This is a genomic window from Curtobacterium sp. MCBD17_003 (assembly GCF_003234885.2).
Classification (GTDB): domain Bacteria; phylum Actinomycetota; class Actinomycetes; order Actinomycetales; family Microbacteriaceae; genus Curtobacterium.
This window is the reverse complement of record NZ_CP126275.1, coordinates 454,841-476,784: the sequence shown is the minus strand read 5'-3', so window position 1 is coordinate 476,784 and position 21,944 is coordinate 454,841. Positions and strand designations below refer to the sequence as shown.

The following is a 21,944-nucleotide window of genomic DNA, read 5'->3' as shown; positions in this document are numbered from 1 at the left end:
CTGACGACAGGAGGACGGACGATGAGCGATGACGCACGGGTGCTGTGGATCACGGGCGGCGGGACCGGGATGGGGCGCGCGGCGGCGCGGACGGCTGCGGCCGCAGGGTGGCGCGTCGCGGTGAGCGGCCGTCGCCGGGAGGCCCTGGACGCGGTGGTGGCGGAGGTCCGGTCCGACGGTGGGGACGCGATCGCCCTGCCGGTCGACGTGACGGACCGGCGGGCCCTGGCCGCCGCCCACACCGAGCTCGTCGATCGTCGGGGCCGCATCGACGGTCTCGTCCTCGCCGCCGGTCTCAACGATCCGGCACGACGATGGGCAGACCAGGACCTCGCCCGCTTCACACAGATCGTCGACACGAACCTCACGGCGGTGGTGGCGGCGGTCGACCTCGCGCTGCCGGAGCTGCGGTGGGCAGCCGGCGTCGTGGTCGTGGTGTCGTCGTACTCGGGATGGCAGTTCTCGCCCGGGGCCGGCGTGGCCTACAGCGCGAGCAAGACCGCCCTGGGATCCATCGTCCGGACGTTGAACGACCAGGAGGCCGAGCACGGCGTCCGGGCCTGCCACCTGTGCCCGGGAGACGTCGACTCGGACTTCCTGGCGATGCGTCCGGTCGTGCCGGACGCCGACGCCCGCGCGGTGATGCTCACCCCCGAGGACGTCGCCGCAGCCGTGCAGTTCGTCCTCGACGCTCCCGGGCACGTCCGCGTCGACGAGCTCGTCATCTCGCCCGTCTCGCAGCGCTGAACCGCGGCGACCGCCTCACGCACTCCGGCCAGACCGCTCGTCAGCGCCGACCACCCCCACCGGCGTGGTGCATGCCGTCGGCGAGCCACACCGCGAGCATCGTGAGCACGACGCTCCCCGACGCCGCCATCCGACCCGCGACCAGCAGGGACGGAACGTCCGCCGCGTCGCTCACCACGAACACGACCGCGGCGACGGCGCCGATGAGCACGGCGATGCCGAGGGCCGCCAGGAGCGCTCCGGTGACGAGGACGCGCGGCCCCCGCGGAGCGTCGCGGTCGCCCCGCAGGCCGAGGTCGACCCGCGGTCCGACCGCCCGGACGATCCCGAGCCAGAAGAGCGCGACCCCACACGCGCCGACGATGTCGCTCATGCGGTGCCAGCCGTAGACGACGGTCTGGTTCGCCACGATCACCGCGTAGGCGGCGCCGACGAGCAGCACCACGGGCCGGAACCGCCGGGGGGTCACCATGAGCACCGCGAACGACGCCGCGAGCGCGATCGTGGCGTGACCCGACGGGAACGAGTTCGGGGTCGTCGACCCGGCGATCTCAGGGCGCGCGGCGATACGCTTGAGCAAGGTCGACGTCCCCGCGGACGCGAGCACCACGACCCCGGCTCCGATGCCCACGCCGAGCCGCCGTCGGCCCAGACCGACGGCGACGATCACGACGACGAGCAGCAGGATCACCGGGACCGAGATGACGTTGAGCGCGGTGTCGGACCCGAACAGGTCCGTGTCACGGACCCCGCTCAACGCAGCGTCCTCGAGGCGCTGACCGATCGGGGTCAGCACGGCGGCCGCGTAGACGAGAGGCACGACCACGAAACCCACGGCAGCGAGCAGGAACCACCGTCCCCGACGTGACACCTCGCCGGTGCGGTCGGGCGTGAAGGTCACGGGACTCCTCTTGATCGGGGCGGTGGTCGTCGGCGTGGGCATCCGCATCGTGGCGGCGCTCCGATTGGGCCGGTCGGGGCGGGACACGATACCGTTTCCCCGCCCGCCGGAGGCTGAGAGCGACCATCGACCGTCGCGCTCGGCGCGCATCTGGGCGGCACTGACCCACGATCCCGAGGACGACCACGACGTCCGAGGAGAGGAGAACGAGATGTCCATCGTCCAGCCGAGCTTCGCGTCCTCACCGAACCGGGCGCTCGCCATGACGGCGGGCTCGATGTTCGCCATCTGGGGCGTCCTCGGCTTCTTCTTCGCGGGCAACGGCGGTCACCACTTCCTCGGCAACGAAGGCGGCTACCTCTGGGGCGCGTTCCTCGTGAACCCCGCCCTGGCGTTCATCTGGACGGCGCTCGCGGCGGCCCTCCTCATCGCCGGCATGGGGACGCTCCCGTCGGCGCGAGGCATGAACCTGCTCGTCGGCGTCATCGTCCTCGTGATCGGCGTCTACGGGTTCGTGTTCATGAACACGAGCGCGAACGTCCTGGCGGCGAACACCACCGACAACGTGTTCCACGTCATCGTCGGCGCGATCCTCGTGCTCACCGCGATCGGTGCGGACAAGCAGAACCTGCGGGCGATCCGCGGCCTCAACCGCGCCGGCGCCTGAGCGCTCCCGCTCCACGGCACCGACGACGCCCCCGGGACATCCCGGGGGCGTCGTCCTGTCCGCGCGGCGCGCCGCATGGGAGGCACTCCCCGGCTCCCCCGTCATTCGCCCGGTCTCCGCGTCGTCGCCCGGCCACCGCGTCCGCGGACGCGCGAGCTCACCGGGGCGGCGCCGGCAACGCGGTCGCGACGATCCGCGGCGCCTCGGACATGAACCGCCGCACGTCGTTGTCGACGATGATGTCGCGGGGCCGGAGGTCCCGTGTCATGTAGAGCCCGTCGAGCGAGGTGATCCGGCTCAGCGCGACGTACGCCTGCCCCGCGCTGAACACCCGGTTCCCGAGGTCGACGACGGCACGGTCGTACGTCTTGCCCTGCGACTTGTGGATCGTGACGGCCCAGGCGAGGCGGAGCGGGAACTGCTGGAACTCGCCGACGACGTCCTTCTTGAGCTCCTTCGTCGCCGCGGAGTACGAGTACTTGACCTTCTCCCACACGCTCGGCTGGACCTCGAACTCCTCGTCGTCGACCTCGACCCAGACGGTGTCGCGGATCTTCGTGACGACGCCGATCGTCCCGTTCACCCACCGCTGGTCGGCGTCGTTCCGCAGGAACATGACGTGTGCTCCGGGCTTCAGCTCGAGCGCCTCGTCGGCGGGGTGGTTCCGGCCGCCGAAGTCCCCGCTCACCTCGGCCTTGGCGGTCTTCACGCGGCCGGGTAGTCGGTCGAGCGCGCTCTTGTTGATCCGCGCGACGGTGTCGTTCCGGGTCGCGAGGGTGATCACGCCGTCCGGAGCCGGTCGCGCTCCCGCGGTGTTGAGCGCGTTCGCGACGTCCGCCGTGACCCGCCCGTGGCGCACGGCCGTGAGCATCGCCGCGAACGCGTCGTCACGCTGCCGGTGGATGCGGGCCAGCTCGACGATGTGCAGCTCGGTCTCGAGCCACACCTTGGCGTCGAAGAACCACATCGACCGGTAGTGGTCGGCGAAGTACGCCCGCTCGTCGGCGTCCCCCGGCACCGGTGGCAACTGGTAGGGGTCTCCGAACATGACGACCTGCACGCCGCCGAAGGGCTCGCGGGAGCGCTGGCGTGCCTTGCGGAGGGAGCGGTCGATGGCGTCGAGCAGGTCTGCGTTGACCATCGAGATCTCGTCGATGACGACGGTGTCGATCGTGTTGAGCAGCTTGCGGACCTCGCTGTTCTGCTCGAGGTCGGCGTCCGCGATGAGCCCGATCGGCAGCCGGAACAGCGAGTGGATCGTCTGACCGCCGACGTTGAGCGCCGCGACACCCGTGGGCGCGCAGATGACCACCTGCTTGGCGGTGTTCCACGACAGGTGGTGCAGGAGGGTCGACTTGCCGGTGCCCGCCCGGCCGGTGATGAACACGTGGTCACGGGTGGACTCGATGTACTCGAAGACCGCCCGCTGCTCCGGCGTCAGCTCGGGACTCATGACCGGGCCACCGCTGTCGTCACACCCGCGTCGACCCGGGCCGTCGGACCCGTCGACCGGGCGGTCGGCTCACCCTCGGACGAGGAGCGTCGGGACCGCACGAGGACCACCACGACGACGAGCACGAGGAAGGCGATGCCGGCCACGACGAGCACGAGTCCGCCCCGCGCCTGGTCGACCACGGGATCGGGACCCCACGTCCGGCCCATCGCGCCGAACCAGGACGCCTGGACCAGGCCGAGCGGGCCTCGGAGCACCGAGCCGAGCACCACCATCGACGCCGCGACGAGCGCCCCGCTGCCGATCCGGACCAGTGCCGCCCCGGTGCTCGGGCGTCGAGCCCCGACCGCCACCGGCGTCAGGAGAGTCGGCACGGCGACGAGCCCCACCGCGAGGAACACGACGTCGGTCACCGTGCGGGTGATGCCGTCGTCGGCCGCCCACCGCAGGGCGTCGGTGTCGACGTACGCCCACCAGAGCGCGCCGAGGAGCACGGCCGCGGGGAACGGCTGCGCCAGGTAGCGGACGACCACGTTGTCGACGAGGATCCCGGTCCACTCGCGGACGCCGGTGCTGCCGTCCTGCCGCGGGTGCACCGCGGCCCGGATCAGGAGGACCGGACCGGCACCCCAGGCGAGCACCGGCACGAGGAGCCCGAGGAGGACGTGCTCGGCGAGCGCCGACGACACGAGGAACCGGTCGTACCGGTGCAGCGCGCCGTTCGTCGCGGCGAGCAGCACGAGCACCGTCGCGATCGCCGACACGGTCCGCAGCACCGGCCACCGCCGACCCTGACGCCGGAGGCGGATGACCCCGGCCGCGTACACCGCGGCGAGCAGCACGACGGCCATGACCCAGAACAGGTCGAGCGAGCCGCCGGTGAGCCACGTCCACCCGCCGGGCGCGGCGGGCAGACGATCGTCGGTGAGCAGTTCGGCGGGCGTGGGGTCGCTGGTCGTGCTCAGGGCGACCTGGTCGACCGGGGGCGCAGTGCGGGCGAGCGCCGCCGCGAAGCCCGACGCGACGCCCATCACCGCGAGCTCGGCGACCACGAGCGTCCAGAAGGGGCGCCGCCGGGCGGGGTCGGCCGCGAGCGCGACGACGGTCCGACGACGCTGCAGTGCGCCGAGCACACCGATGCCCAGGAGCGCCGCGGTCTTGACGAGCACGAGGACGCCGTACGGGGTGAGCAACGCCCCCCAGCTCCCGACGCGGATCGATGCGGAGGCGTACCCCGAGGCGGCCACGAGCACGAAGCACCCGAGCGCGATGCTCGAGTACCGCGCGGTGACGAGCGGCAGCCGCTCGGCGGGGAGGACGCCGCGGAGGAGCGCCAGGGAGAGCAGCCCGCCGACCCAGAGCGCCGCGCCGACGAGGTGCAGTCCGAGTGCCGTGACGGCTGCGTCGTGGCTGGCCGTGCCCGCGGCGTGCCCCTGCTCGGCCATCGGGACCAGGCCGACCATCGCGACCCCGGCGACGAGGGCCACGAGCCCGCGGGAGCGGACCGCGAAGCAGAGGACCGTGACCACGGCGGCGACGAGGACCGTGACGATCCATGCCAACCCGAGATCCGTGCCGGTCAGGAACACGCTGAGGGACTGGCCGAACTGCTGGTCGAGCGTGACCGGGACGTCCACGACGCTGAGGAACGAGAAGAACGTGGTGACCGCGGCGGCGACCGTCCACACGCCGGCGGAGGCGGCGGCGACGTCGAGTGCTCGGTTCCACTCCGGTGCCGTGCGGGACAGCGCGACGGTGGCGAGCCCGAGGCCGCCGATGGTCGCGGCGGCCGCCAGGTCCACCACGGTCTTGGCGATCGGCAGACCGAACCGGACGGCGGCACCGGGATCCGACACGAGCGGGGCGTCCGCCGCACCACCGATGACGAGTGCCACGAGCACGGACACGAACGCCACGAGGAGCAGCACCGCGGGCGCGGCGATCCGGGCGAGACGAGTCACCCGTCCAGCCTACGGCGATGCCCCGGCGACCCCGACCGACTGTGGATCGCGGTCGTGGGACGCACGACAGGCCGGGAACGACGACGGGGACGGCGCAACGCGCCGTCCCCGTCGTCGATCCGCCGTCGTTACTTGACGGCGGCCTTGAGCTTGCTGCCCGCGCTCACCTTGACGCTGTCGCTCGCGGCGATCTCGAGCGCCTCGCCCGTCTGCGGGTTGCGGCCCGTGCGGGCGGCGCGGTGGGTCTTCTCGAACGCGATCCACCCGGGGATCGAGATCTTGGCGCCCTCGCTGAGCGACTTCGACACGACGGAGAAGAGCGCGTCGACGACGCCGTTGACGGCGGCCTGGCTCTGGCCCGACTCGGTCGCGATCGCGGCGACGAGCTCGGTGCGGTTGAGGGACTTGTCAGCCATGGATGTCCTCCTCGGACTCTCAGCGGTACAGACCGGGCGCATGCCGCACCCGAGCGGGGTGACCACGAGGCCGAGGGCCCGTGGAACCGTAGGCGAACCTACCAGCCACCCGGGCGCATCCCGGCCAACTCGCCCGGATTCTCGCGGTTGCTCGGGACTGCTGGGGCTGCTGTGACCCACGTGACCGAGCGCACGGCCCGTCGCATCACCCGCGGTCGACCGCATCACCCTGGGTGGACCGCATCACCAGGGAACGACGAACGCTCCCCGACCCGAGGGACGAGGAGCGTTCGTTCGTGGTGACCCGCGGTGTCAGCGGGTCGGCGTCACCAGGACGACTTGGTGATGCCGGGGAGCTCGCCGCGGTGCGCCATGGAGCGGAAGCGGACACGGCTGATGCCGAACTCGCGGATGTTGCCGCGGGGGCGACCGTCGATGGCGTCGCGGTTGCGGTAGCGGACCGGCGAGGCGTCGCGCGGGAGCTTCTGCAGGCCGACGCGGGCGGCCTCGCGGCTCTCGTCGGTGCCGTTCGGGTCCACGAGGGCCTTCTTCAGCTCGAGACGACGCTCGGCGTAGCGCTCGATGATGACCGCGCGCTGGTCGTTCTTGGCGATCTTGCTCTTCTTGGCCATGCTTAGCGCTCCTCGCGGAAGTCGACGTGCTTGCGGATGACCGGGTCGTACTTCTTGAGCACGAGGCGGTCGGGGTTGTTCCGGCGGTTCTTCTTGGTCACGTAGGTGAACCCGGTGCCCGCCGTGGAACGGAGCTTGATGATCGGACGGATGTCCTGACCGCGCTTGGCCATCAGATCTTCTCCCCACGGGCCAGGATGTCCTTGACCACGGACTCGATGCCGCGGGCGTCGATCACCTTGATGCCCTTCGCGCTGACGGTGAGCGTGACGTTGCGCCGGAGCGACGGCACGAAGTACGTCTTCTTCTGCACGTTCGGGTCGAAGCGGCGCTTCGTCCGGCGGTGCGAGTGTGAGATGTTGTGCCCGAAGCCGGGAACGGCGCCGGTCACCTGGCAGACTGCTGCCATGGTCTCCTCCTGAGATGGTTACCGTGCGGCCGGATCGGCCACACCCAAGGTCACTTGCCTGGCGCGCACGCGCTCGAGTCGACCGATCGACAGGAGCGAGGGGGCTGTGCGCACCGCCCCGTCCGTTCCCGAGGGAGCGGATCCGCGCGACCACGGCTGCTGCGATGGTCGGAGGGCAGAACAACAGTTCGCCGCGCGGACGCGACGGACCAAGCGACAAGCCTACGTGAGGCCCGGGCGCGTCGCAAGCCGCGCCTCCCGGCCGGCCGCACGCGGCCACCGCTCGCGTCCGCGCCGAGACCGCCCGACCCGCCGCTCGCGTCCGCCGAGAGAGCACGACTCGCCGTACGGGAGGAACGTGAGCGGCCCGTCTTGCACGCTCGTGAGCCGGGGCCCGGCGGAGCCGAGGCCCGACCGGGGCCGGAGGCGGGGCCGGACCGCACCCGGGGTCACCGCTCGCGCTGGGGCGCCATCCCCGTCGGACGCACGAGGGTGAACTGCTCCTGCCGCACCCAGTACAGGCCCGTCGCACGGCGCTCCTCACGCGTCGCGAACCGGTACAGGAACATCCGCGCGCGAATCCACCGTGGACGCCGCCCGTCGAAGGGGTCCACCCGGAGCAGGCGGAGCGTCGGCCGGTCCGCCTCGAGCAGGCGCACGACGAACACCCGGAACCAGCCGTCGTCGGCGCCGAGCGCCAGGAACCACATGAGCCAATCGAGCCGCAGGTGGTAGGGCGCGAACTGCCGCGGGCGCCGGCGCGGGTCCCCCGGTTTCCCCTTGAACTCGTACGGGACCCAGTCGCCCTCCTGCGGGACCTCGGCCTCGGTGCCCTCGACGATCACCTCGGACCGCTGCTGCGTCACGCTGCCGAACGCCCCGTACGCGTTGACGAGGTGCCAGCGGTTGAAGCTCGCGTTCATGAGCTGCCGCTTCGACACCAGGTTCTTCGCGGGCGACCACGACAGCCAGAGCAGGAGCAGCCCGACGAGCACGGTGAGCACGACGAACCACACGGGCGTCGCGGTCGGCCCCGCGGCAGCGTCCACTGCGGGGATCACCGCGCCGAACGCCCGGTCGTCGATGGCGGCGAACGCCAGCAGCATCGTGAGGACGTTGAGCCACGCGAAGTTGCCGCTCACCACGAGCCAGAGCTGCGTGATGACGACGAGCGCCGCGGCGATGCTCGCGACCGGCTGGGGTGCGAACAGGAAGAACGGCACGACGAGCTGCACGACGTGACTGCCGAGCGTCTCGAACCGGTGCACGGGCTTCGGCAGCAGGTGCGCGGTGCGGCTCATGGGGTTCGGCATCGGCTGCGTCTCGTGGTGGTAGTACAGCGCGGTCAGGTCCCGCCACGACGCGTCGCCCCGCATCTTGATCATCCCCGCACCGAACTCGAGCCGGAACACGAGCCAACGGATCGCGAACAGGACGATCACCGACGGGGCGACGTCGTCCGAGCCGAGGAACGCGACCGTGAACCCGGCCTCGAGGAGCAACGACTCCCATCCGAAGCCGTAGAACGTCTGGCCGACGTCGACGATCGACATGTACCCGAGCCACATGAGCAGGAACACGACCGCGGGCACCCAGGCGGGCCCGAGCTGCGGCAACCCGGCGACGACCGACAGCGCGAGCACGACGCCCGCTCCCGCGAGCATCCGCAACCGCCGGTCGGTGTACGGGATCCACCGCCACACGATCGGCTGCTGCTGCGCGTACCGGAGCCGCATGTACCGGGGCACGGGCAGGAGGCCGTGCTCACCGAGCAACGCCGGGAACTGCGCGAGCGTGGACAGGAACGCGATGGCGTAGACCGCCGCGACACCACGCTGCAGTACCTGGCGCGCCAGGTCGTAGTCGGTCGCGCCGGCCCACGTGGTCAGCGTGCTCACGTCCATGGCCGGGAGGCTACGCGGGTCCGGGTCGGGACCGGTCCGGCCGGGCGCAGGGCAGGTGGGCACCGGGCCGGGCGAGCGCAGGGCCGGCGAATGCCGCGCCGGCGAACGCGGGGTCAGACCCCCTGCGTCGGCCGCGGCGCGAGCGCCTCGACGATGAGCGCCCCGAGCTCCGCCGGCCGGGTGGACATCGCCCAGTGCCCGGTGTCGAGGCCGACGATGCGGAGGTCCTCGGTCGCCGCGAGCTCGGTCGCCCAGTCCGCGTGCGCCGTGATCCCCGCGGTGAGCTCGTCCGGGCTCATCTCGCTCGTGATGACCGTCGTCGGGACCCGGCGGCGTGCCTCGTCCGTCAGCCGGAAGTGCTGTCGGGTCGCCCCCGCGGGCACGGGGATCGCCCGCGCCTGCAGCGCCGCCCACTGCTCGTCGGTGGTGTCCCGGACCATGGCCTCGCCGAACGCCGAGCGCTCCGGGAACGGCACGACGCCGTCGACCACCGGGAACTCGTCGTTGTCCCAGTCGCCCTCGGGGAACGGGATCGCGTCGACGTACACCGCGGCACGGATCCGCGCCGCCCGGCGGTCGACCGCGACGCCGACCACGGCGCCCGAGGCCGAGTGCCCGACGAGGGCGATCGACTCGGCACCCGAGGTCGTGCGGCTCGCCGCGTCGACGCGGTCCACGACGGCCTGGACCTGGTCCTCGAACCCGACCGACGCGGGGTCGTCGCCCGGGTGCATCCCGGGGAGCGTCACGGCCTCGACCTCGTGCCCGGCGGCGCGGAGGACCGGGGCGACGTCGTCCCACGCGCTCGCGTCGAGCCACATCCCCGGCACCAGGATCACGTACATGCGCCGCAGCCTAACGCCGACCCGGGACGGACGGGGAGGGCGTGTGCCGGGCACGCGCGGTGCCTCCCGGCCGACCCGTGGTGCGGTGCGCCGCCCCGTGTCAGCGCCGCGCGCTGCAGGACGCGCACTCGCCAAACACGTCGACGACGTGGTTCGCGCGGGTGAACCCGTGCTCCGCGGCGACGCGCTGCGCCCACGACTCGACCTCGTCCGCCTCGATCTCGACGGTGGTGCCGCACGTGCGGCAGATGAGGTGGTGGTGGTGCGTGCCCGGCGTGCAGGCGCGGTACAGGGTCTCGCCGTCCTGCTGCAGGACGTCCGCGGCGCCCTCGTCGGCCAGACCGCCGAGCGCGCGGTAGACGGTCGCGAGGCCGATCGTCGACCCGGTGTCGCGGAGCCGGGCGTGCAGACCCTGGGCGCTCACGAAGCCCTCGGTGGCGTCGAGGGCCTCGCGCACCGCCCCGCGCTGCCGGGTCGTGCGCTTGTGCGGGGTCGCGTCGGCGGTGTCCGCCGCGGGCAGGGCGTTCGTCGCGTCCGTCGCGTCCGTCGCGTCCGTCGCGTCCGTCGCGTCCGTCGGGGTCATGCGCCCACCTCCGCTGGGGTCGTCGTGGTCACTGGGTCCTCGCGTGCCGCTCGGCGGGCGATGCGGTCCCGCCCCCGAGCGTCCCGCCGACCACCGACGATCCGACAGACGACCCAGATGGCGAACGAGATCGTGGTCACGTACGGGCTGATCGGCAGGCCTCCGCCGAGGGCGAGCAGGATGCCGCCGACGACACTCGTCACCGCGAACACCATCGACAGGACGGGCACGAGCACGGGGTGCACGGTCACGCGGAGGGCCGCCGCGGCGGGGGTGACGAGCAGCGAGAGCACGAGCAGGGCCCCGACGACCTGCACGGACACCGCGGTCGCCAGCCCGAGGACGAGCATGAACAGGAGGGCGAGGGTCCGGACCGGCAGTCCCGCGGCCGCGGCCACGTCGGGGTCGACGCTGGCGAAGTGCAACGGTCGCCAGATGACGAGGAGCGTCACGACGACGATCGCCGCGACGACGAGCAGGATGCCGAGCTGGGGGTCGTCGACGGCCACGATCTGCCCGGTGAGCAGCCCGAACTTGTTCGCCGCGCGGCCCCGGTACAGCGCGAGGCACAGGATCCCGAGGCCGAGGCCGAACGGCATGAGCACCGCGATGATCGAGTTGCGCTCGCGGGCCCGGGATCCGAGCAGGCCGATGACGACCGCGGCGAGCACGGACCCGACGAGCGACCCCGCGACGACGTCGACGCCCATGAGCAGTGCGGCGGACGCCCCGGCGAACGACAGCTCGCTGATGCCGTGCACGGCGAACGGCAGGTTGCGGGCCACGACGAACGGCCCGATGAGCCCCCCGACGATCCCGAGTACCGCGCCGGCGAGGATCGAGTTCCGCACGAGGCCGAGCAGCGCGCCGAAGTCCTGGAACGAGAACACGGTCGAGAGCAGCTGGTGCAGGTCGGTGGCGAGGATCATCGGCGCGCCGGTCCTTCCGTCGCGTCGTCGGCGATCCGGAGGTCGTGATCGCCCTCGTGGTGGTGGTGCTCACCGAGGTGGTCGTGCGGGTCGTTCGAACCGACGATGACGATCCGCCCCATGGTCCGGACGACGTCGACCGGCGTGCCGTACAGGTCGGACAGGACGTCGGCGCGGAGGACCTCGTCGGGCGCGCCGATCCGGAAGCGGCCGCGCGCGATGTAGAGCACGCGGTCGACGACGTCGAGGATCGGGTTGACGTCGTGCGTCACGAACAGCACGGCGGCGTCCCACTGGCGACGCTGCCGGTCGATGAGCGCGGTCACCTCGCGCTGGTGCCGGAGATCCAGCGAGATGAGGGGTTCGTCGCAGAGCAGGAGCGCGGGATCCGCGGCGATCGCCTGGCCGACCCGGGCGCGCTGCTGCTCGCCGCCGGACAGCTCGGCGACCGGGGCGTCGGCGAACGCGGCGGCGCCGACCTCGTCGAGGATCGCGTCGATGCGGGCGCGTTCCGCCGCGCGGGCCGGGCGGAGGCCCCACCGGTGCCCGGTCACCCCGAGCGCCACCAGGTCCCGGGTCCGCAGCGGCGTGCCCGACTCCATGAGCCGCTGCTGGGGGACGTACCCGATGCGCCGGTGTCCGCGGGTGACGGGTTCGCCGAGGAACCGGATCGAGCCGGTCGTGAGCGTCTGCTGCCCGAGCACGGTGCGCAGCAGGCTCGTCTTGCCGGCGCCGTTCGGTCCGAGGACCGCGAGGAACTCCCCCGGCCGGACGTCGAGGTCGAGGTCGTGCCAGAGGTGCCGTGACCCGTACGCGAGCCCGGCGCCACGCAGGGACAGGACGGCGTCCTGCTCGTCCTCGTGGGGTGCGCGCGGGGTCACGGCGGTCCTTCCTCGCGGCGAGCATCCGTGCGCTGCCGCCCCTCGACGCTAGACCTGTTGAGAATGATCGTCAAAACCACGGACGGGAGGCGCGGTACCGACCGGCACCGCGCCTCCCGTCCGTCGCGCCATGTCAGGGCGTGGTGGCCGCCTCGACCGACTCGGCCGCCGCGTCGTCCTCGCGCCCCGGGGTCCGGAGGTTCCAGCGTTTGATGACGAAGCTGAAGACGAAGTAGTAGATGACGCCGTAGGCGATGCCGATCGGGATGAGCCAGATCGCGCCCTGCGCCTTGCCGAAGTTGAGCACGTAGTCGATCGCGCCCGCGGAGAACGTGAAGCCGTCGTGGATCCCGAGCGCGTTGACGAGTGCGAGCGACGTGCCGGTCAGGACCGCGTGCACGACGTAGAGCGGCCAGGCCACGAACATGAAGGAGTACTCGAGCGGCTCGGTGATGCCCGTGACGAACGAGGTGAGCGCGGCCGAGAGCATGATGCCGCCGACGACCTTGCGGTTCTGCGGCTTCGCGTGACGCCAGATCGCCAGGGCCGCGCCCGGGAGACCGAACATCATGATCGGGAAGAACCCGGTCATGAAGATGCCGGCGTGCGGGTCGCCCGCGAAGAAGCGGTTGAGGTCGCCGTGCGCGCCGTGGTAGTCGCCGATGATGAACCAGACGACCGAGTTGAGGATCTGGTGGAGGCCCGTCGGGATGAGCAGGCGGTTCGCCGCGCCGTAGATCCCACCGCCGACGACTGAGTTGGACGCGACCGCGTTGCCGATCCAGGTGATCACGGCGTCGAACGGGATGTAGAGGAACGCCATCGCCACGCCGATGAACAGCCCGGCGAACGCGCTGAGGATCGGGACCAGGCGTCGGCCGGAGAAGAACCCGATGAAGTCGGGCAGCTTCGTCCGGTGGAACCGCTGCCAGAGCACCGCGGACACGAGCCCCATCACGATGCCGCCGAGGACCCCGTAGTTGATGGTGGGCACGGTGCCGGCGGCGTTCTTGTGGGTGCCCAGCACGATGGGCGACATCGCGGTGAACACGCTCGAGAGCACCATGTAGCCGACGACCGCGGCGAGGGCGGTCGACCCGTCGGACTTCTTGGCCCAACCGATCGCGATGCCGACGGCGAAGATGAGCGGCAGCCACGTGAAGACGCCGTTGCCGGCAGCGGAGATGACCGCGGCCCACTGCCCGAAGCCGGGGATGGCGCCGAGCAGGTCGGCCTGCCCGAGGCGGAGCAGGATGCCGGCGGCCGGGAGCACCGCGATCGGGAGCATGAGGCTCCGGCCGAGCCGCTGCAGGTTGGCGAACGCGCGACTGGGCTTCTTGGCCGGTGGGGTGGACACCGGGACGGCTTCGGCCGTGGTCATGGTGGATCCTCTCGTCATCGGGTGGAGCATGGGTGGTTGATGCCCGGATCCCGCGTCGGTACTGTTCGAGAACAGTGCCGGTCCTGTCCGGTCATGACCAGTTCGCTGTAGTCTCCACATCAGCGTGGTCCGTGTCAACAACCCGGTCCCGGCCCCGTCGAGACCGCAGTTCATCCCCTGGAGGAGGACCCATGTCGAAGGCAGAAGCGATCGTGGCAGCACTCGGCGGCGCCGACAACATCGAGGAGGTCGAGGGCTGCATCACGCGCCTCCGCACCGAGGTGGTCGACCCGTCGCTCGTCGACGAGGCCGCGCTCAAGCAGGCGGGTGCTATCGCCGTCGTCGCCATGGGCACCGGCGTGCAGGTGATCGTCGGCCCCGAGGCCGACAACCTGGCGCAGGACATCGAGGACATCCTGTGACGGACGTCCGCACGCCGTTCGCCGGACCGGTCGTCGGGCTCGCCGACGTGCCGGATCCGGTGTTCGCGGGCCAGCTCGTCGGGGCGGGCGTCGCCGTGCGCCCGGACGAGCACGCCCGGTCCGTGACGGCGGTGGCGCCCGTGGCGGGCACGATCGTCAAGCTCCACCCGCACGCGTTCGCGATCGAGGGCGCCGAGGGCACGGACGTCCTCGTGCACGTCGGCATCGACACGGTCAAGCTCGGCGGTGCGGGGTTCGAGCTCCTCGCCGCCGAGGGGGACACCGTCGCGGCCGGTGACCCCGTCGTGCGGTTCGACCCGGCGGCGATCGTGGCGGCCGGCTACGCCCCGGTGTGCCCGGTCGTCGTCCTCGGTTCGACGCCCGACTCGGTCCCCCAGGACGCCGTGGGCAGCTCCCTGCCCGAGGGCGCGACGCTCTACACGACCTAGATCAGCGCGATCGTCCGCGGCGCCTCGGCCGAGACCTCCATCTGGACCCGGTACCGGTCGCTCCGGTACCAGCTCCGCGTGTGCTCCACCGGGCCCGGCTCGGCGAACGACACGCGGTCGAACACGAGCACGGGCGCCCCGGTCCGCGTGCCGAGGAGTGTCGCCACGTCGTCGCTCGCCGGGTCCGCCGCGACCGTCTGCACCGCGCGGACGATCGGCAGCCCGTACCGATCGGCCACCAGCGAGTACACCGAGCCGCTGAGGTCGTGCTCCAGGAGCCCCGGGTACGCGGCGCGCGAGAACCAGGCGTCGTCGATCGACACGGGCACGCCGTCGGCGAGCCGCAGGCGCTTCAGGTGGACGGCGACGTCGTCGGACTCGAGGTGCAGGGCGGCCGCGGTGTCCGCGGGCGCGACCCGTTCCTCCCGGACGAGCACGACCGTGGTCGGCGTGTGTCCGAGCGCACGCATCTCCTCGGTGAACGAGGCGAGGTGGAGCGTCGACTGCACGGGTCGGTGCGCGACGAACGTGCCCTTGCCGCGGACACGCGTCAGGTAGCCCTCGTTGACGAGTTGGCCGAGGGCCTCGCGCACGGTGATGCGGCTCACGCCGTACTCGGTGATGAGCTGCCGCTCCGAGGGGATGGCGGCGCCCGGCTGCAGTCGCTCGGTCACGAGTTCGAGCAGGATCCGCCGGAGCTGCGCGTGCTTCGGGATCGCGCTCTCGGTGATCCGTCGTGCCGCACCCTCGTCGCTGCGTCGTGCCACGCGTCGTACTCCTCGCCCGCAGTGGAGGCCCGGCGACCGGGGGCTGGTCCTGTGCGGACATGACCAGTCGAGCACACAGTAGCGAACAGCGCTGGGAGCGCCAGGGTCATCCGGCCGGACGGGACCGCGGGTGACAGCGGATCCCCGCCCGGGTGAGTGCGTGCCGTAAAGGAGCGACGCCGACGGGCGGATCGGTGCGGTTCGACGTCCTCGACACGTCCGGACCCGCACACCATGCGGTCTCGGGACGCCGACCCCCGACGCCCCGTGATGTGGAGGGACCCCGTGCTCGACGCGCCACTCCTCGCCGCCGCGATCGCCACGCACCTCGCCCTCGCCGCGGCCCTGACGGCCTTCGCGGCCCTCACGCTCCTGTGGTCCCTGCACACGCAGGCATCACCGGAGCGGGTGGGGCGGAGCCGGTTCGACCGGACGCCGCGGGCGTGCACGCGGTCGTTCTCGCTCCTCGTGCCGGCCCGGCACGAGGAGGGGGTCCTCGCGGACACGCTCGACCTGCTCGCCGCCCAGACGCACCCGCGGTTCGAGGTGATCGTCATCGTCGGGCACGACGACCGCGCGACGGCCCGGATCGCCGAGGCCGCGGCGGCCCGGCACCCGGACCACGTCCGCGTGGTGGTCGACCGGGGGCGGGTGAAGACGAAGCCGCGCGCCCTGAACCGCGGGCTCGCGGTCGCCACGGGCAGCGTCATCGGGGTGTTCGACGCCGAGGACGACGTGCACGAGCGACTCCTCGAGCGGGTGGACGCGCGGTTCGCGGAGACGGGCGCGGACGTGGTGCAGGGCGGGGTGCAGCTGATGAACCACGCGCGGTCGTGGTGGCGCGTCCGGAACGTGGTCGAGTACGCGCTCTGGTTCGGGTCACGGCTGCACGCGCACGCGGCGGCGGGGGTCGTGCCCCTCGCGGGGAACACCGTGTTCGTCCGCCGTCGGGTGCTCGAGCGGATCGGCGGCTGGCAGGACGACTGCCTCGCCGAGGACTGCGAGCTCGGCATCCGGCTCTCCGCAGCGGGCGCCCGGATCGACGTCGTCACGGACCCGACGTACTCGACCCGCGAGGAGACCCCGCCGGACCTCCGGGGGCTCCTCCGCCAGCGCGTGCGCTGGAACCAGGGGTTCCTCCAGGTGCTGCGTGGCGGCGCCTGGAAGGGCCTCCCGTCGTGGCGGCGGCGCACGCTCGCCCGCGTCGTGCTCGGCATGCCGTTCGCGCAGGTGCTCATCGGCATGTCGGTCCCGGTGGCCGTCGTCGAGACGCTGGCGGTGCGCCTCCCGGTCCCCGTCACGCTCGTGACGCTCGCGCCCGTGGCGCCGTCCGCGCTCATGCTCGTGGTCGAGTGCCTCGCGCTCGACCAGTTCGGTCGCGCCTTCGGCCGTCGGGTCCGGCCGGCGGACCACGTCCGACTCGTGCTCGGGGCGATCCCGTTCCAGGTCGTCCTGTCCGTCGCGGCCGTCGTCGCGGTGTGGCGCGAGGTGCGCGGCGACCACTCGTGGCAGAAGACGGTGCACACCGGCCTGCACCGGCGTCAGCGGCGCGGTGCCCCCACGCCGAGCCGGGCCCCGGCGTGACCAGCCGCTCCGCGGTCCTGCGGGGAGTGGTCTGGTGCGGACCCGTGCTCGTGGTCGAGATCGTGGCACTGTGCGTCGGCCTCGGCCGCACGCCCCAGCGCGCCGACGACGAGGGCACGTACGTCGCGCAGGCCTGGTCCTCGCTGCACTCGGGCGCGCTCGCCCACTACACCTACTGGTACGACCATCCCCCGGCGGGGTGGATGCAACTCGCCCTGTGGTTCGGCGCGACGGGTGCGCTGGCGCGGCACCAGTCCGCGGTGCTCGCCGGCCGGGAGGCCGTGGTCACCGCCACCCTCGCGGCCACCGTCCTGACCTGGCTGTTGACCCGACGCCTCGGCGGCTCCCCGGTCGCAGCCACCGTCGCGGCGGCGGTCTTCGCGATCTCGCCGCTGGCGGTCGCGTTCCACCGGATGGTCTACCTCGACGACCTCGCCGTGCCGTGGGTCCTGCTCGCGGCGGTCCTGGTCACGGCGCGACACCGTCAGCTGCCGGCCTGGGCCGGCGCGGCCGCCGCGTGCGCGGTCGCGGTCCTCACCAAGGAGACGACGGTGCTCGTCGTCCCGTTCCTGGCGTGGGTCGCCGCGCAGCGCGGGCACCCGGCCGTCCGCCGCACCGCCGCCGGTGTGGCGGTGCCGCTCTTCGTCCTGCTCGTCGCCGTGTACCCGGTGTCGGCCGCCATCAAGGACGAACTCCTCCCCGGCGCGGGTCACGTGAGCCTCCTGGGGTCGGCGTGGTTCCAGGTCGCCGGTCGGGAGGCCGGGGGTTCCGTCCTCGACGCGACGAGCGACACCGCGCGCACGCTGGCGTCGTGGTGGTCCCTCGACGCCCCCTTCGTCGTCGCCGGGCTCGCCGCCGCGGTGCTCGCCACGGCCCGGCAGCGGCTCCGCCCGATCGCCGTCCTCGTGCTCGGACACGTCGCCGTGGCGCTCCGGCCCGGCGGGTACCTGCCCGTCCCGTTCGTCGTCGTGCTCCTGCCGTTCGGCGCCGTCCTCGTGGCGCTCGTCGTGGAGGGCAGCCTGCGCCCATGGCTGCGACACGACCGCCGGTTCCCCCGGTCGTTGACGCGTGCCATGGCGGCCGGCACCGTGCTCGCGGTGGTCGCCGTCGGCGCGTTCTGGGTGCCGAGCGCCACGCAGGGCCTCCGCTGGCTGACGACCGCCGATGCCGACCGTCCGATGCGATCCGCCGAACGGTGGCTCGCCGCCCACGTCGGCCGACACGCGGTCGTGGTGGTCGACGACGCCATGTGGCTCGACCTCGTGCGCGCCGGCCGTGACCCCGACGACGTCGTGTGGTTCCACAAGCTCGACAGCGATCCGGAGGTCCGACGCCGCACCGACGACGGCCGCACGGTCGACTACGTGGTCACGACCGTGTCCGTGCGCGAGGACCTGGCACACCTGCCCCTCGTCCACGCGGCGGTGCGACGGGCCGTGCTCGAACGACGGTTCGGCTCGGGCGAGGAACGCGTCGACGTGTGGCGGGTGGCACGACGGACGGGTGGCCGGGCGTGATGCCCGACCACCCGTCCGTGGTCCCGCGCGCAGTGCTCAGACGAGCGCGGTGAAGGACGCGTCGCGCACCAGGAGCGTCGTCGCGCCCTCCTCGACCTGCTGCTCCGCGTCGCTCGACAGCCCGAGGGACCAGTCGCCGCCGCCCGGGCGCTCCGGCAGCGTGAACTCGACGACGGTCTCGGACGCGTTGAGCAGCACCGCGACGACGTCCTCGCCGTCGGTGAGCAGCAGCGTCACCGCCATGTTGAGCGGGTCCTCCCAGTCGTCGTCGCCGAACGGCTCACCGTCGGCGCGGAGGATCTGCACGGTCTCGACGCCGTACTCCGGCGCGACGCGGTACCACTCGGGGGTCAGGGCCGGGTGCGCCTTGCGGAACGCGATCGCCGAGGCGGTGAACGCCTGCAGCTCGCGGTCGGCGGCGGCCCAGTCGTACCACGAGATCTCGTCGTCCTGGCAGTAGGCGTTGTTGTTGCCGCCCTGGCTCCGGGCGATCTCGTCGCCCCCGAGGATCATCGGCACGCCCGTCGACAGCAGCAGCGTCCCGAGGAAGTTCCGGCGCTGCAGGTTCCGGTAGTCGTTCACGGAGCTGTCGTCGGTCGGTCCCTCGATGCCGCCGTTGAACGAGCGGTTGTCGCTCTCGCCGTCGTTGTTGTCCTCGCCGTTGGCCTCGTTGTGCTTCTCGGCGTACATCGTCAGGTCGGCGAGCGTGAACCCGTCGTGCGCCGTGACGAAGTCGACGCTGCAGAGCGGGGAGCGGCGGGACGCCTCGTAGACGTCGGGGCTGCCGAGCACGCGCTGGACGGCGGCGCCGAGCGACCCCGGGGTGCCGCGCCAGAAGTCGCGGAGGTCGTCCCGGTACTTCCCGTTCCACTCGGACCAGTCCGCGGGGAACCCGCCGACCTGGTACCCGGCGGTGTCCCACGGCTCGGCGATCATCTTGACCTCACGCAGCACCGGGTCCTGGTGGATGATGTCGAGGAACGCGGAGAACTTCTCGGCTTCGCCGCCCTGGCGGGTGAGCGTCGTCGCGAGGTCGAACCGGAAGCCGTCGACGTGCATCTCCTCGACCCAGTAGCGCAGCGAGTCCATGATCAGCGCGAGGGCGGCCGGGTGGGCCACGTTGAGGCTGTTGCCGGTGCCGGTCGTGTCGAAGTAGTGCTCCTCGTCGCCCTCGACGAGCCGGTAGTACGACGTGTTGTCGATGCCCTTGAACGACAGGGTCGGCCCCATGTGGTTGCCCTCGGCCGTGTGGTTGTACACGACGTCCATGAAGACCTCGAGCCCGGCGGCGTGCAGGGCCTTCACCATCTCCTTGAACTCGCGCACCTGCTGCCCGGCGGTGCCCGACGACGAGTACTCGTTGTGCGGTGCGAGGAAGCCGATGGTGTTGTAGCCCCAGTAGTTCCGCAGACCCTTGTCGGTGAGCGTCGCCTCCTGGACGAACTGGTGGGTCGGCAGGAGCTCGACCGCGGTGACGCCGAGGTCGACGAGGTGCTGGATCGCGGCGGGGTGCCCCATGCCGGCGTAGGTGCCCCGGATCTCCTCGGGCACGTCGGGGTGCTGCTTCGTGAACCCCTTGACGTGCGTCTCGTACACGATCGTGTCGGACAGCGGGGTGCGGAGTGGGGCGTCGTCGTCCCAGTCGAACGCCCGATCGGCCACGACGCACTTCGGCATGGCGCTGGCGGAGTCGGTGTCGTCGATCTCGTCCGGGGCGTCCATCTTGTGCCCGAAGAGCGCCTGGCCCCACTCGTAGTCGCCGTCGATCGCGGTGGCGTACGGGTCGAGCAGGAGCTTCGCGGCGTTGTGGCGGAGCCCGTTCGCCGGGTCCCACGCACCGTGCACGCGGACGCCGTACCGGGTGCCGACGGCGACGTCCGGGACGATGTCGTGGAACACGTACCCGGTGCGGTTCGTGAGTTCGGTGCGGTGCTCGGTCCCGTCCTCGTCGAACCGGCAGAACTCGACGCGGTCGGCGGTGGCGGAGAACACGGCGACGTTGGCACCATCCTCGACGAGGGTGACACCGAGGGGATGACGGGAGGATCGGCTCATCCGTCCATCCAACCGGGCGAGGGCCGCGCGTGTCCGCAACCGACGCGACGGCCACGTTCCGGGGACAGCCGGGTACCCGACGCGCGTCCATGGAGAGCGCGTACCGTCCCCGGCATGACGGATCAGGAGCACGGACGGATCGACCAGGACGACCCCGAGACGACACAGGCGGAACGGGTGACACGGATCCAGGACGACGCAGCGCGTCTCGGGCTCGCCATGGTGGGCGAGGCGACCGCGATGACGACCGGCGACGAGGACGCCTTCCGCGCGAGCGAGGAGAACCTCCGCGAGGTCGTCGCCGAACTCGTCGACGAACCGCTCACGCCGCGACAGGAACAGGTCGTCGAGACCCTCGGGGCCATGGGCGGCAGCCTCACGGCCGGCCTCGGGAGCGCGCTCGCCCAGGAGCAGGACCGTGAGCCCACGGAGGTGCTCGGCGGTGCGGCCGCGAGCATCGTGTGGCAGCAGCGACTCGCTGACGTCGAACAGGACGTCGACGACATCGAGGACGTCGAGGACCGCTGAGCCACCACGCGCTCAGCGCGGGGTCGCCCCGCCGCTGGTGTGGACGCGGTCCTGCGGAGCGCGACGGAGCGCGACGACCATCCCCATGACCGCGGCGACCACGATGACCGCCGTCGCGGCGACCACGAGCAGCGGCGGAACGCCCATGGTGGCGTGCCCGCGGAACCCGAGGATCCCGTTGTAGAGCGCGTGCAGCAGCACGGCACCCCAGAGCGCCCCCGCCACGCGTCGGGCCAGGTAGCAGGCCGAGCCGATCACGAAGGTCGTCACGACCTGGTAGAGACCACCCGCGGACTCACCCTGGTTGAGCAGGTGCATGAGGGCGAACACCGCGGTCGACACCAGCCAGACCACCCATTCCGGTGTCGCCCGGCGGAGCCCCGACACGAGGATCCCACGGAAGACGAGCTCTTCGACCACCGCGACCGCGATCACGGCGACGACGAGCGCCCCGAGGTACCCGGCGGCGCCGGAGCGGACCGGAGCGAGGAACGTCAGGACCGCCACCACGACGTACGCGGCGAGCGCCACCACTGCCCACCACGGGCGAGCGGACGCGCTCTCGGCGAGCACCCGACGCCACCCGCCGAACACGGTCACGATCACCGCGAACACGACCAGCAGCACGCCCTCGCCCGCCGACTGGTGCAGGAGCGCCTGCGACGACGACAGCGGGTTCACGCCCGACCCGGTGCTGACCGCCTGCCCGGCGAGGACGGCGAACGGGAGCACCAGCACCACCACGATCGCGACCGCGACGCCCAGCCACGGACGCTCGATGCGCGCCGGGAAGGGTCGTGGTCGGCCGGAGCGGTCGGGACCCGAGCGGGGTCCGGGCGAGGGCACGGGCGAAGCGGACATGGACGACTCCTCGAGGACGAAACCTGGTATATCGGTCGTGGTCCAAGCCTAG

General features: G+C 72.2%; 23 protein-coding genes. 7 read left to right on the top strand and 16 right to left on the bottom strand.

Translation table 11 applies throughout. The features are described from left to right. The first annotated feature begins 21 nt into the window (after positions 1–21). Entirely contained in the window at positions 22–747 is a 726-nt protein-coding gene (locus DEI88_RS02340) for an SDR family oxidoreductase (RefSeq protein ID WP_111072516.1), read from the top strand. A gap of 40 nt (positions 748–787) precedes the next feature. Here DEI88_RS02340 and DEI88_RS02335 read toward each other — a convergent pair whose 3' ends face one another. After that, complete coding sequence (locus tag DEI88_RS02335; protein ID WP_181441268.1) at positions 788–1,648, bottom strand: phosphatase PAP2 family protein; 861 nt, start codon at positions 1,646–1,648, stop codon at positions 788–790. A 211-nt stretch (positions 1,649–1,859) separates the two neighbouring features. Here DEI88_RS02335 and DEI88_RS02330 point away from each other — a divergent pair, with 211 nt between their 5' ends. Beyond that, complete coding sequence (locus DEI88_RS02330) at positions 1,860–2,315, top strand: DUF4383 domain-containing protein (RefSeq protein ID WP_111012409.1); 456 nt, start codon at positions 1,860–1,862, stop codon at positions 2,313–2,315. Positions 2,316–2,472: 157 nt separating this feature from the next. On the opposite strand, the gene DEI88_RS02325 is transcribed toward DEI88_RS02330, so the two are convergent. The 12 genes from DEI88_RS02325 to DEI88_RS02270 all read right to left on the bottom strand — a co-directional run bounded on the left by DEI88_RS02325 (position 2,473) and on the right by DEI88_RS02270 (position 13,709). After that, on the bottom strand, positions 2,473–3,768 hold the full coding sequence (locus DEI88_RS02325) for an ATP-dependent DNA helicase (RefSeq protein WP_111048982.1): 1,296 nt from the start codon (positions 3,766–3,768) through the stop codon (positions 2,473–2,475). Further along, positions 3,765–5,729: a bifunctional copper resistance protein CopD/cytochrome c oxidase assembly protein gene (locus DEI88_RS02320; protein WP_111012211.1), complete on the bottom strand. Its 1,965-nt coding sequence runs from the start codon at positions 5,727–5,729 to the stop codon at positions 3,765–3,767. Before DEI88_RS02320 ends, DEI88_RS02325 begins: the two co-directional genes overlap by 4 nt. Positions 5,730–5,857: 128 nt before the next feature. Further along, positions 5,858–6,145 (bottom strand): HU family DNA-binding protein, encoded by a 288-nt coding sequence (locus DEI88_RS02315; protein WP_111009715.1) that lies wholly within the window; start codon positions 6,143–6,145, stop codon positions 5,858–5,860. 326 nt (positions 6,146–6,471) lie between these two features. Further along, complete coding sequence (gene rpsN, locus DEI88_RS02310; protein ID WP_111009716.1) at positions 6,472–6,777, bottom strand: 30S ribosomal protein S14; 306 nt, start codon at positions 6,775–6,777, stop codon at positions 6,472–6,474. Between the two features lie 2 nt (positions 6,778–6,779). Next, positions 6,780–6,950: a 50S ribosomal protein L33 gene (rpmG, locus tag DEI88_RS02305; RefSeq protein WP_110823153.1), complete on the bottom strand. Its 171-nt coding sequence runs from the start codon at positions 6,948–6,950 to the stop codon at positions 6,780–6,782. Then, positions 6,950–7,186, bottom strand: a complete 237-nt coding sequence (rpmB, locus tag DEI88_RS02300; RefSeq protein ID WP_111009717.1) for a 50S ribosomal protein L28 — start codon at positions 7,184–7,186, stop codon at positions 6,950–6,952. The genes rpmG and rpmB overlap by 1 nt, the downstream gene beginning before the upstream one ends. 449 nt (positions 7,187–7,635) lie before the next feature. Further along, on the bottom strand, positions 7,636–9,090 hold the full coding sequence (locus DEI88_RS02295; RefSeq protein ID WP_111072518.1) for a lipase maturation factor family protein: 1,455 nt from the start codon (positions 9,088–9,090) through the stop codon (positions 7,636–7,638). Positions 9,091–9,203: 113 nt separating this feature from the next. Further along, positions 9,204–9,935, bottom strand: coding sequence for an alpha/beta hydrolase (locus DEI88_RS02290; protein WP_111035418.1), 732 nt, complete (start codon positions 9,933–9,935; stop codon positions 9,204–9,206). 100 nt (positions 9,936–10,035) lie between these two features. Beyond that, the gene (locus DEI88_RS02285; RefSeq protein WP_111072519.1) at positions 10,036–10,518 is read right to left on the bottom strand and encodes a Fur family transcriptional regulator; all 483 of its coding nucleotides are present in this window, start codon (positions 10,516–10,518) and stop codon (positions 10,036–10,038) included. Continuing rightward, positions 10,515–11,447 carry a metal ABC transporter permease gene (locus DEI88_RS02280; protein WP_111009721.1) on the bottom strand — a complete coding sequence of 311 codons (933 nt, stop codon included), beginning with the start codon at positions 11,445–11,447 and terminating at the stop codon, positions 10,515–10,517. Before DEI88_RS02280 ends, DEI88_RS02285 begins: the two co-directional genes overlap by 4 nt. After that, a complete protein-coding gene (locus tag DEI88_RS02275; protein ID WP_111035416.1) occupies positions 11,444–12,328 on the bottom strand; it encodes a metal ABC transporter ATP-binding protein in 885 nt (294 codons plus the stop codon). Before DEI88_RS02275 ends, DEI88_RS02280 begins: the two co-directional genes overlap by 4 nt. Positions 12,329–12,461: 133 nt before the next feature. Continuing rightward, positions 12,462–13,709: a PTS transporter subunit EIIC gene (locus tag DEI88_RS02270; protein WP_111009723.1), complete on the bottom strand. Its 1,248-nt coding sequence runs from the start codon at positions 13,707–13,709 to the stop codon at positions 12,462–12,464. Here DEI88_RS02270 and DEI88_RS16435 point away from each other — a divergent pair. Together DEI88_RS16435 and DEI88_RS02260 are read left to right on the top strand one after the other, a co-directional pair. After that, positions 13,673–14,131, top strand: a complete 459-nt coding sequence (locus DEI88_RS16435) for a PTS sugar transporter subunit IIB (RefSeq protein ID WP_375334600.1) — start codon at positions 13,673–13,675, stop codon at positions 14,129–14,131. The two genes, DEI88_RS02270 and DEI88_RS16435, sit on opposite strands and share 37 nt — an antisense overlap. Beyond that, on the top strand, positions 14,128–14,580 hold the full coding sequence (locus DEI88_RS02260; protein ID WP_111072520.1) for a PTS sugar transporter subunit IIA: 453 nt from the start codon (positions 14,128–14,130) through the stop codon (positions 14,578–14,580). The genes DEI88_RS16435 and DEI88_RS02260 overlap by 4 nt, the downstream gene beginning before the upstream one ends. On the opposite strand, the gene DEI88_RS02255 is transcribed toward DEI88_RS02260, so the two are convergent. Further along, on the bottom strand, positions 14,577–15,347 hold the full coding sequence (locus tag DEI88_RS02255) for a GntR family transcriptional regulator (protein WP_258368534.1): 771 nt from the start codon (positions 15,345–15,347) through the stop codon (positions 14,577–14,579). The genes DEI88_RS02260 and DEI88_RS02255 overlap by 4 nt on opposite strands. A gap of 285 nt (positions 15,348–15,632) precedes the next feature. Here DEI88_RS02255 and DEI88_RS02250 point away from each other — a divergent pair, with 285 nt between their 5' ends. Beyond that, positions 15,633–16,931 carry a glycosyltransferase family 2 protein gene (locus tag DEI88_RS02250; RefSeq protein ID WP_220038177.1) on the top strand — a complete coding sequence of 433 codons (1,299 nt, stop codon included), beginning with the start codon at positions 15,633–15,635 and terminating at the stop codon, positions 16,929–16,931. Continuing rightward, the gene (locus tag DEI88_RS02245; protein WP_146246098.1) at positions 16,928–18,448 is read left to right on the top strand and encodes a glycosyltransferase family 39 protein; all 1,521 of its coding nucleotides are present in this window, start codon (positions 16,928–16,930) and stop codon (positions 18,446–18,448) included. Before DEI88_RS02250 ends, DEI88_RS02245 begins: the two co-directional genes overlap by 4 nt. A gap of 36 nt (positions 18,449–18,484) precedes the next feature. Here the strand turns inward: DEI88_RS02245 and glgX are convergent, their stop codons facing one another. After that, on the bottom strand, positions 18,485–20,503 hold the full coding sequence (gene glgX, locus DEI88_RS02240) for a glycogen debranching protein GlgX (protein ID WP_111072523.1): 2,019 nt from the start codon (positions 20,501–20,503) through the stop codon (positions 18,485–18,487). Between the two features lie 114 nt (positions 20,504–20,617). On the opposite strand from glgX, the gene DEI88_RS02235 reads away from it, so the two are divergent. Beyond that, on the top strand, positions 20,618–21,031 hold the full coding sequence (locus DEI88_RS02235) for a hypothetical protein (RefSeq protein WP_111072524.1): 414 nt from the start codon (positions 20,618–20,620) through the stop codon (positions 21,029–21,031). Positions 21,032–21,043: 12 nt separating this feature from the next. Here DEI88_RS02235 and DEI88_RS02230 read toward each other — a convergent pair whose 3' ends face one another. After that, positions 21,044–21,892, bottom strand: coding sequence for a CPBP family intramembrane glutamic endopeptidase (locus tag DEI88_RS02230; protein WP_111072525.1), 849 nt, complete (start codon positions 21,890–21,892; stop codon positions 21,044–21,046). Positions 21,893–21,944 lie beyond the last annotated feature (52 nt).

Excerpts from the sequence above, each read along its gene's own strand:
- rpmB (WP_111009717.1), bottom strand. The coding sequence starts at position 7,186 with ATGGCAGCAGTCTGCCAGGTGACCGGCGCCGTTCCCGGCTTCGGGCAC.
- DEI88_RS02235 (WP_111072524.1), top strand. The coding sequence starts at position 20,618 with ATGACGGATCAGGAGCACGGACGGATCGACCAGGACGACCCCGAGACG.
- DEI88_RS02285 (WP_111072519.1), bottom strand. The coding sequence starts at position 10,518 with ATGACCCCGACGGACGCGACGGACGCGACGGACGCGACGGACGCGACG.
- DEI88_RS02280 (WP_111009721.1), bottom strand. The coding sequence starts at position 11,447 with ATGATCCTCGCCACCGACCTGCACCAGCTGCTCTCGACCGTGTTCTCG.
- DEI88_RS02325 (WP_111048982.1), bottom strand. The coding sequence starts at position 3,768 with ATGAGTCCCGAGCTGACGCCGGAGCAGCGGGCGGTCTTCGAGTACATC.
- DEI88_RS02295 (WP_111072518.1), bottom strand. The coding sequence starts at position 9,090 with ATGGACGTGAGCACGCTGACCACGTGGGCCGGCGCGACCGACTACGAC.
- DEI88_RS02270 (WP_111009723.1), bottom strand. The coding sequence starts at position 13,709 with ATGACCACGGCCGAAGCCGTCCCGGTGTCCACCCCACCGGCCAAGAAG.
- glgX (WP_111072523.1), bottom strand. The coding sequence starts at position 20,503 with ATGAGCCGATCCTCCCGTCATCCCCTCGGTGTCACCCTCGTCGAGGAT.
- rpmG (WP_110823153.1), bottom strand. The coding sequence starts at position 6,950 with ATGGCCAAGCGCGGTCAGGACATCCGTCCGATCATCAAGCTCCGTTCC.
- DEI88_RS02290 (WP_111035418.1), bottom strand. The coding sequence starts at position 9,935 with ATGTACGTGATCCTGGTGCCGGGGATGTGGCTCGACGCGAGCGCGTGG.
- rpsN (WP_111009716.1), bottom strand. The coding sequence starts at position 6,777 with ATGGCCAAGAAGAGCAAGATCGCCAAGAACGACCAGCGCGCGGTCATC.
- DEI88_RS02315 (WP_111009715.1), bottom strand. The coding sequence starts at position 6,145 with ATGGCTGACAAGTCCCTCAACCGCACCGAGCTCGTCGCCGCGATCGCG.
- DEI88_RS02330 (WP_111012409.1), top strand. The coding sequence starts at position 1,860 with ATGTCCATCGTCCAGCCGAGCTTCGCGTCCTCACCGAACCGGGCGCTC.
- DEI88_RS02340 (WP_111072516.1), top strand. The coding sequence starts at position 22 with ATGAGCGATGACGCACGGGTGCTGTGGATCACGGGCGGCGGGACCGGG.
- DEI88_RS02230 (WP_111072525.1), bottom strand. The coding sequence starts at position 21,892 with ATGTCCGCTTCGCCCGTGCCCTCGCCCGGACCCCGCTCGGGTCCCGAC.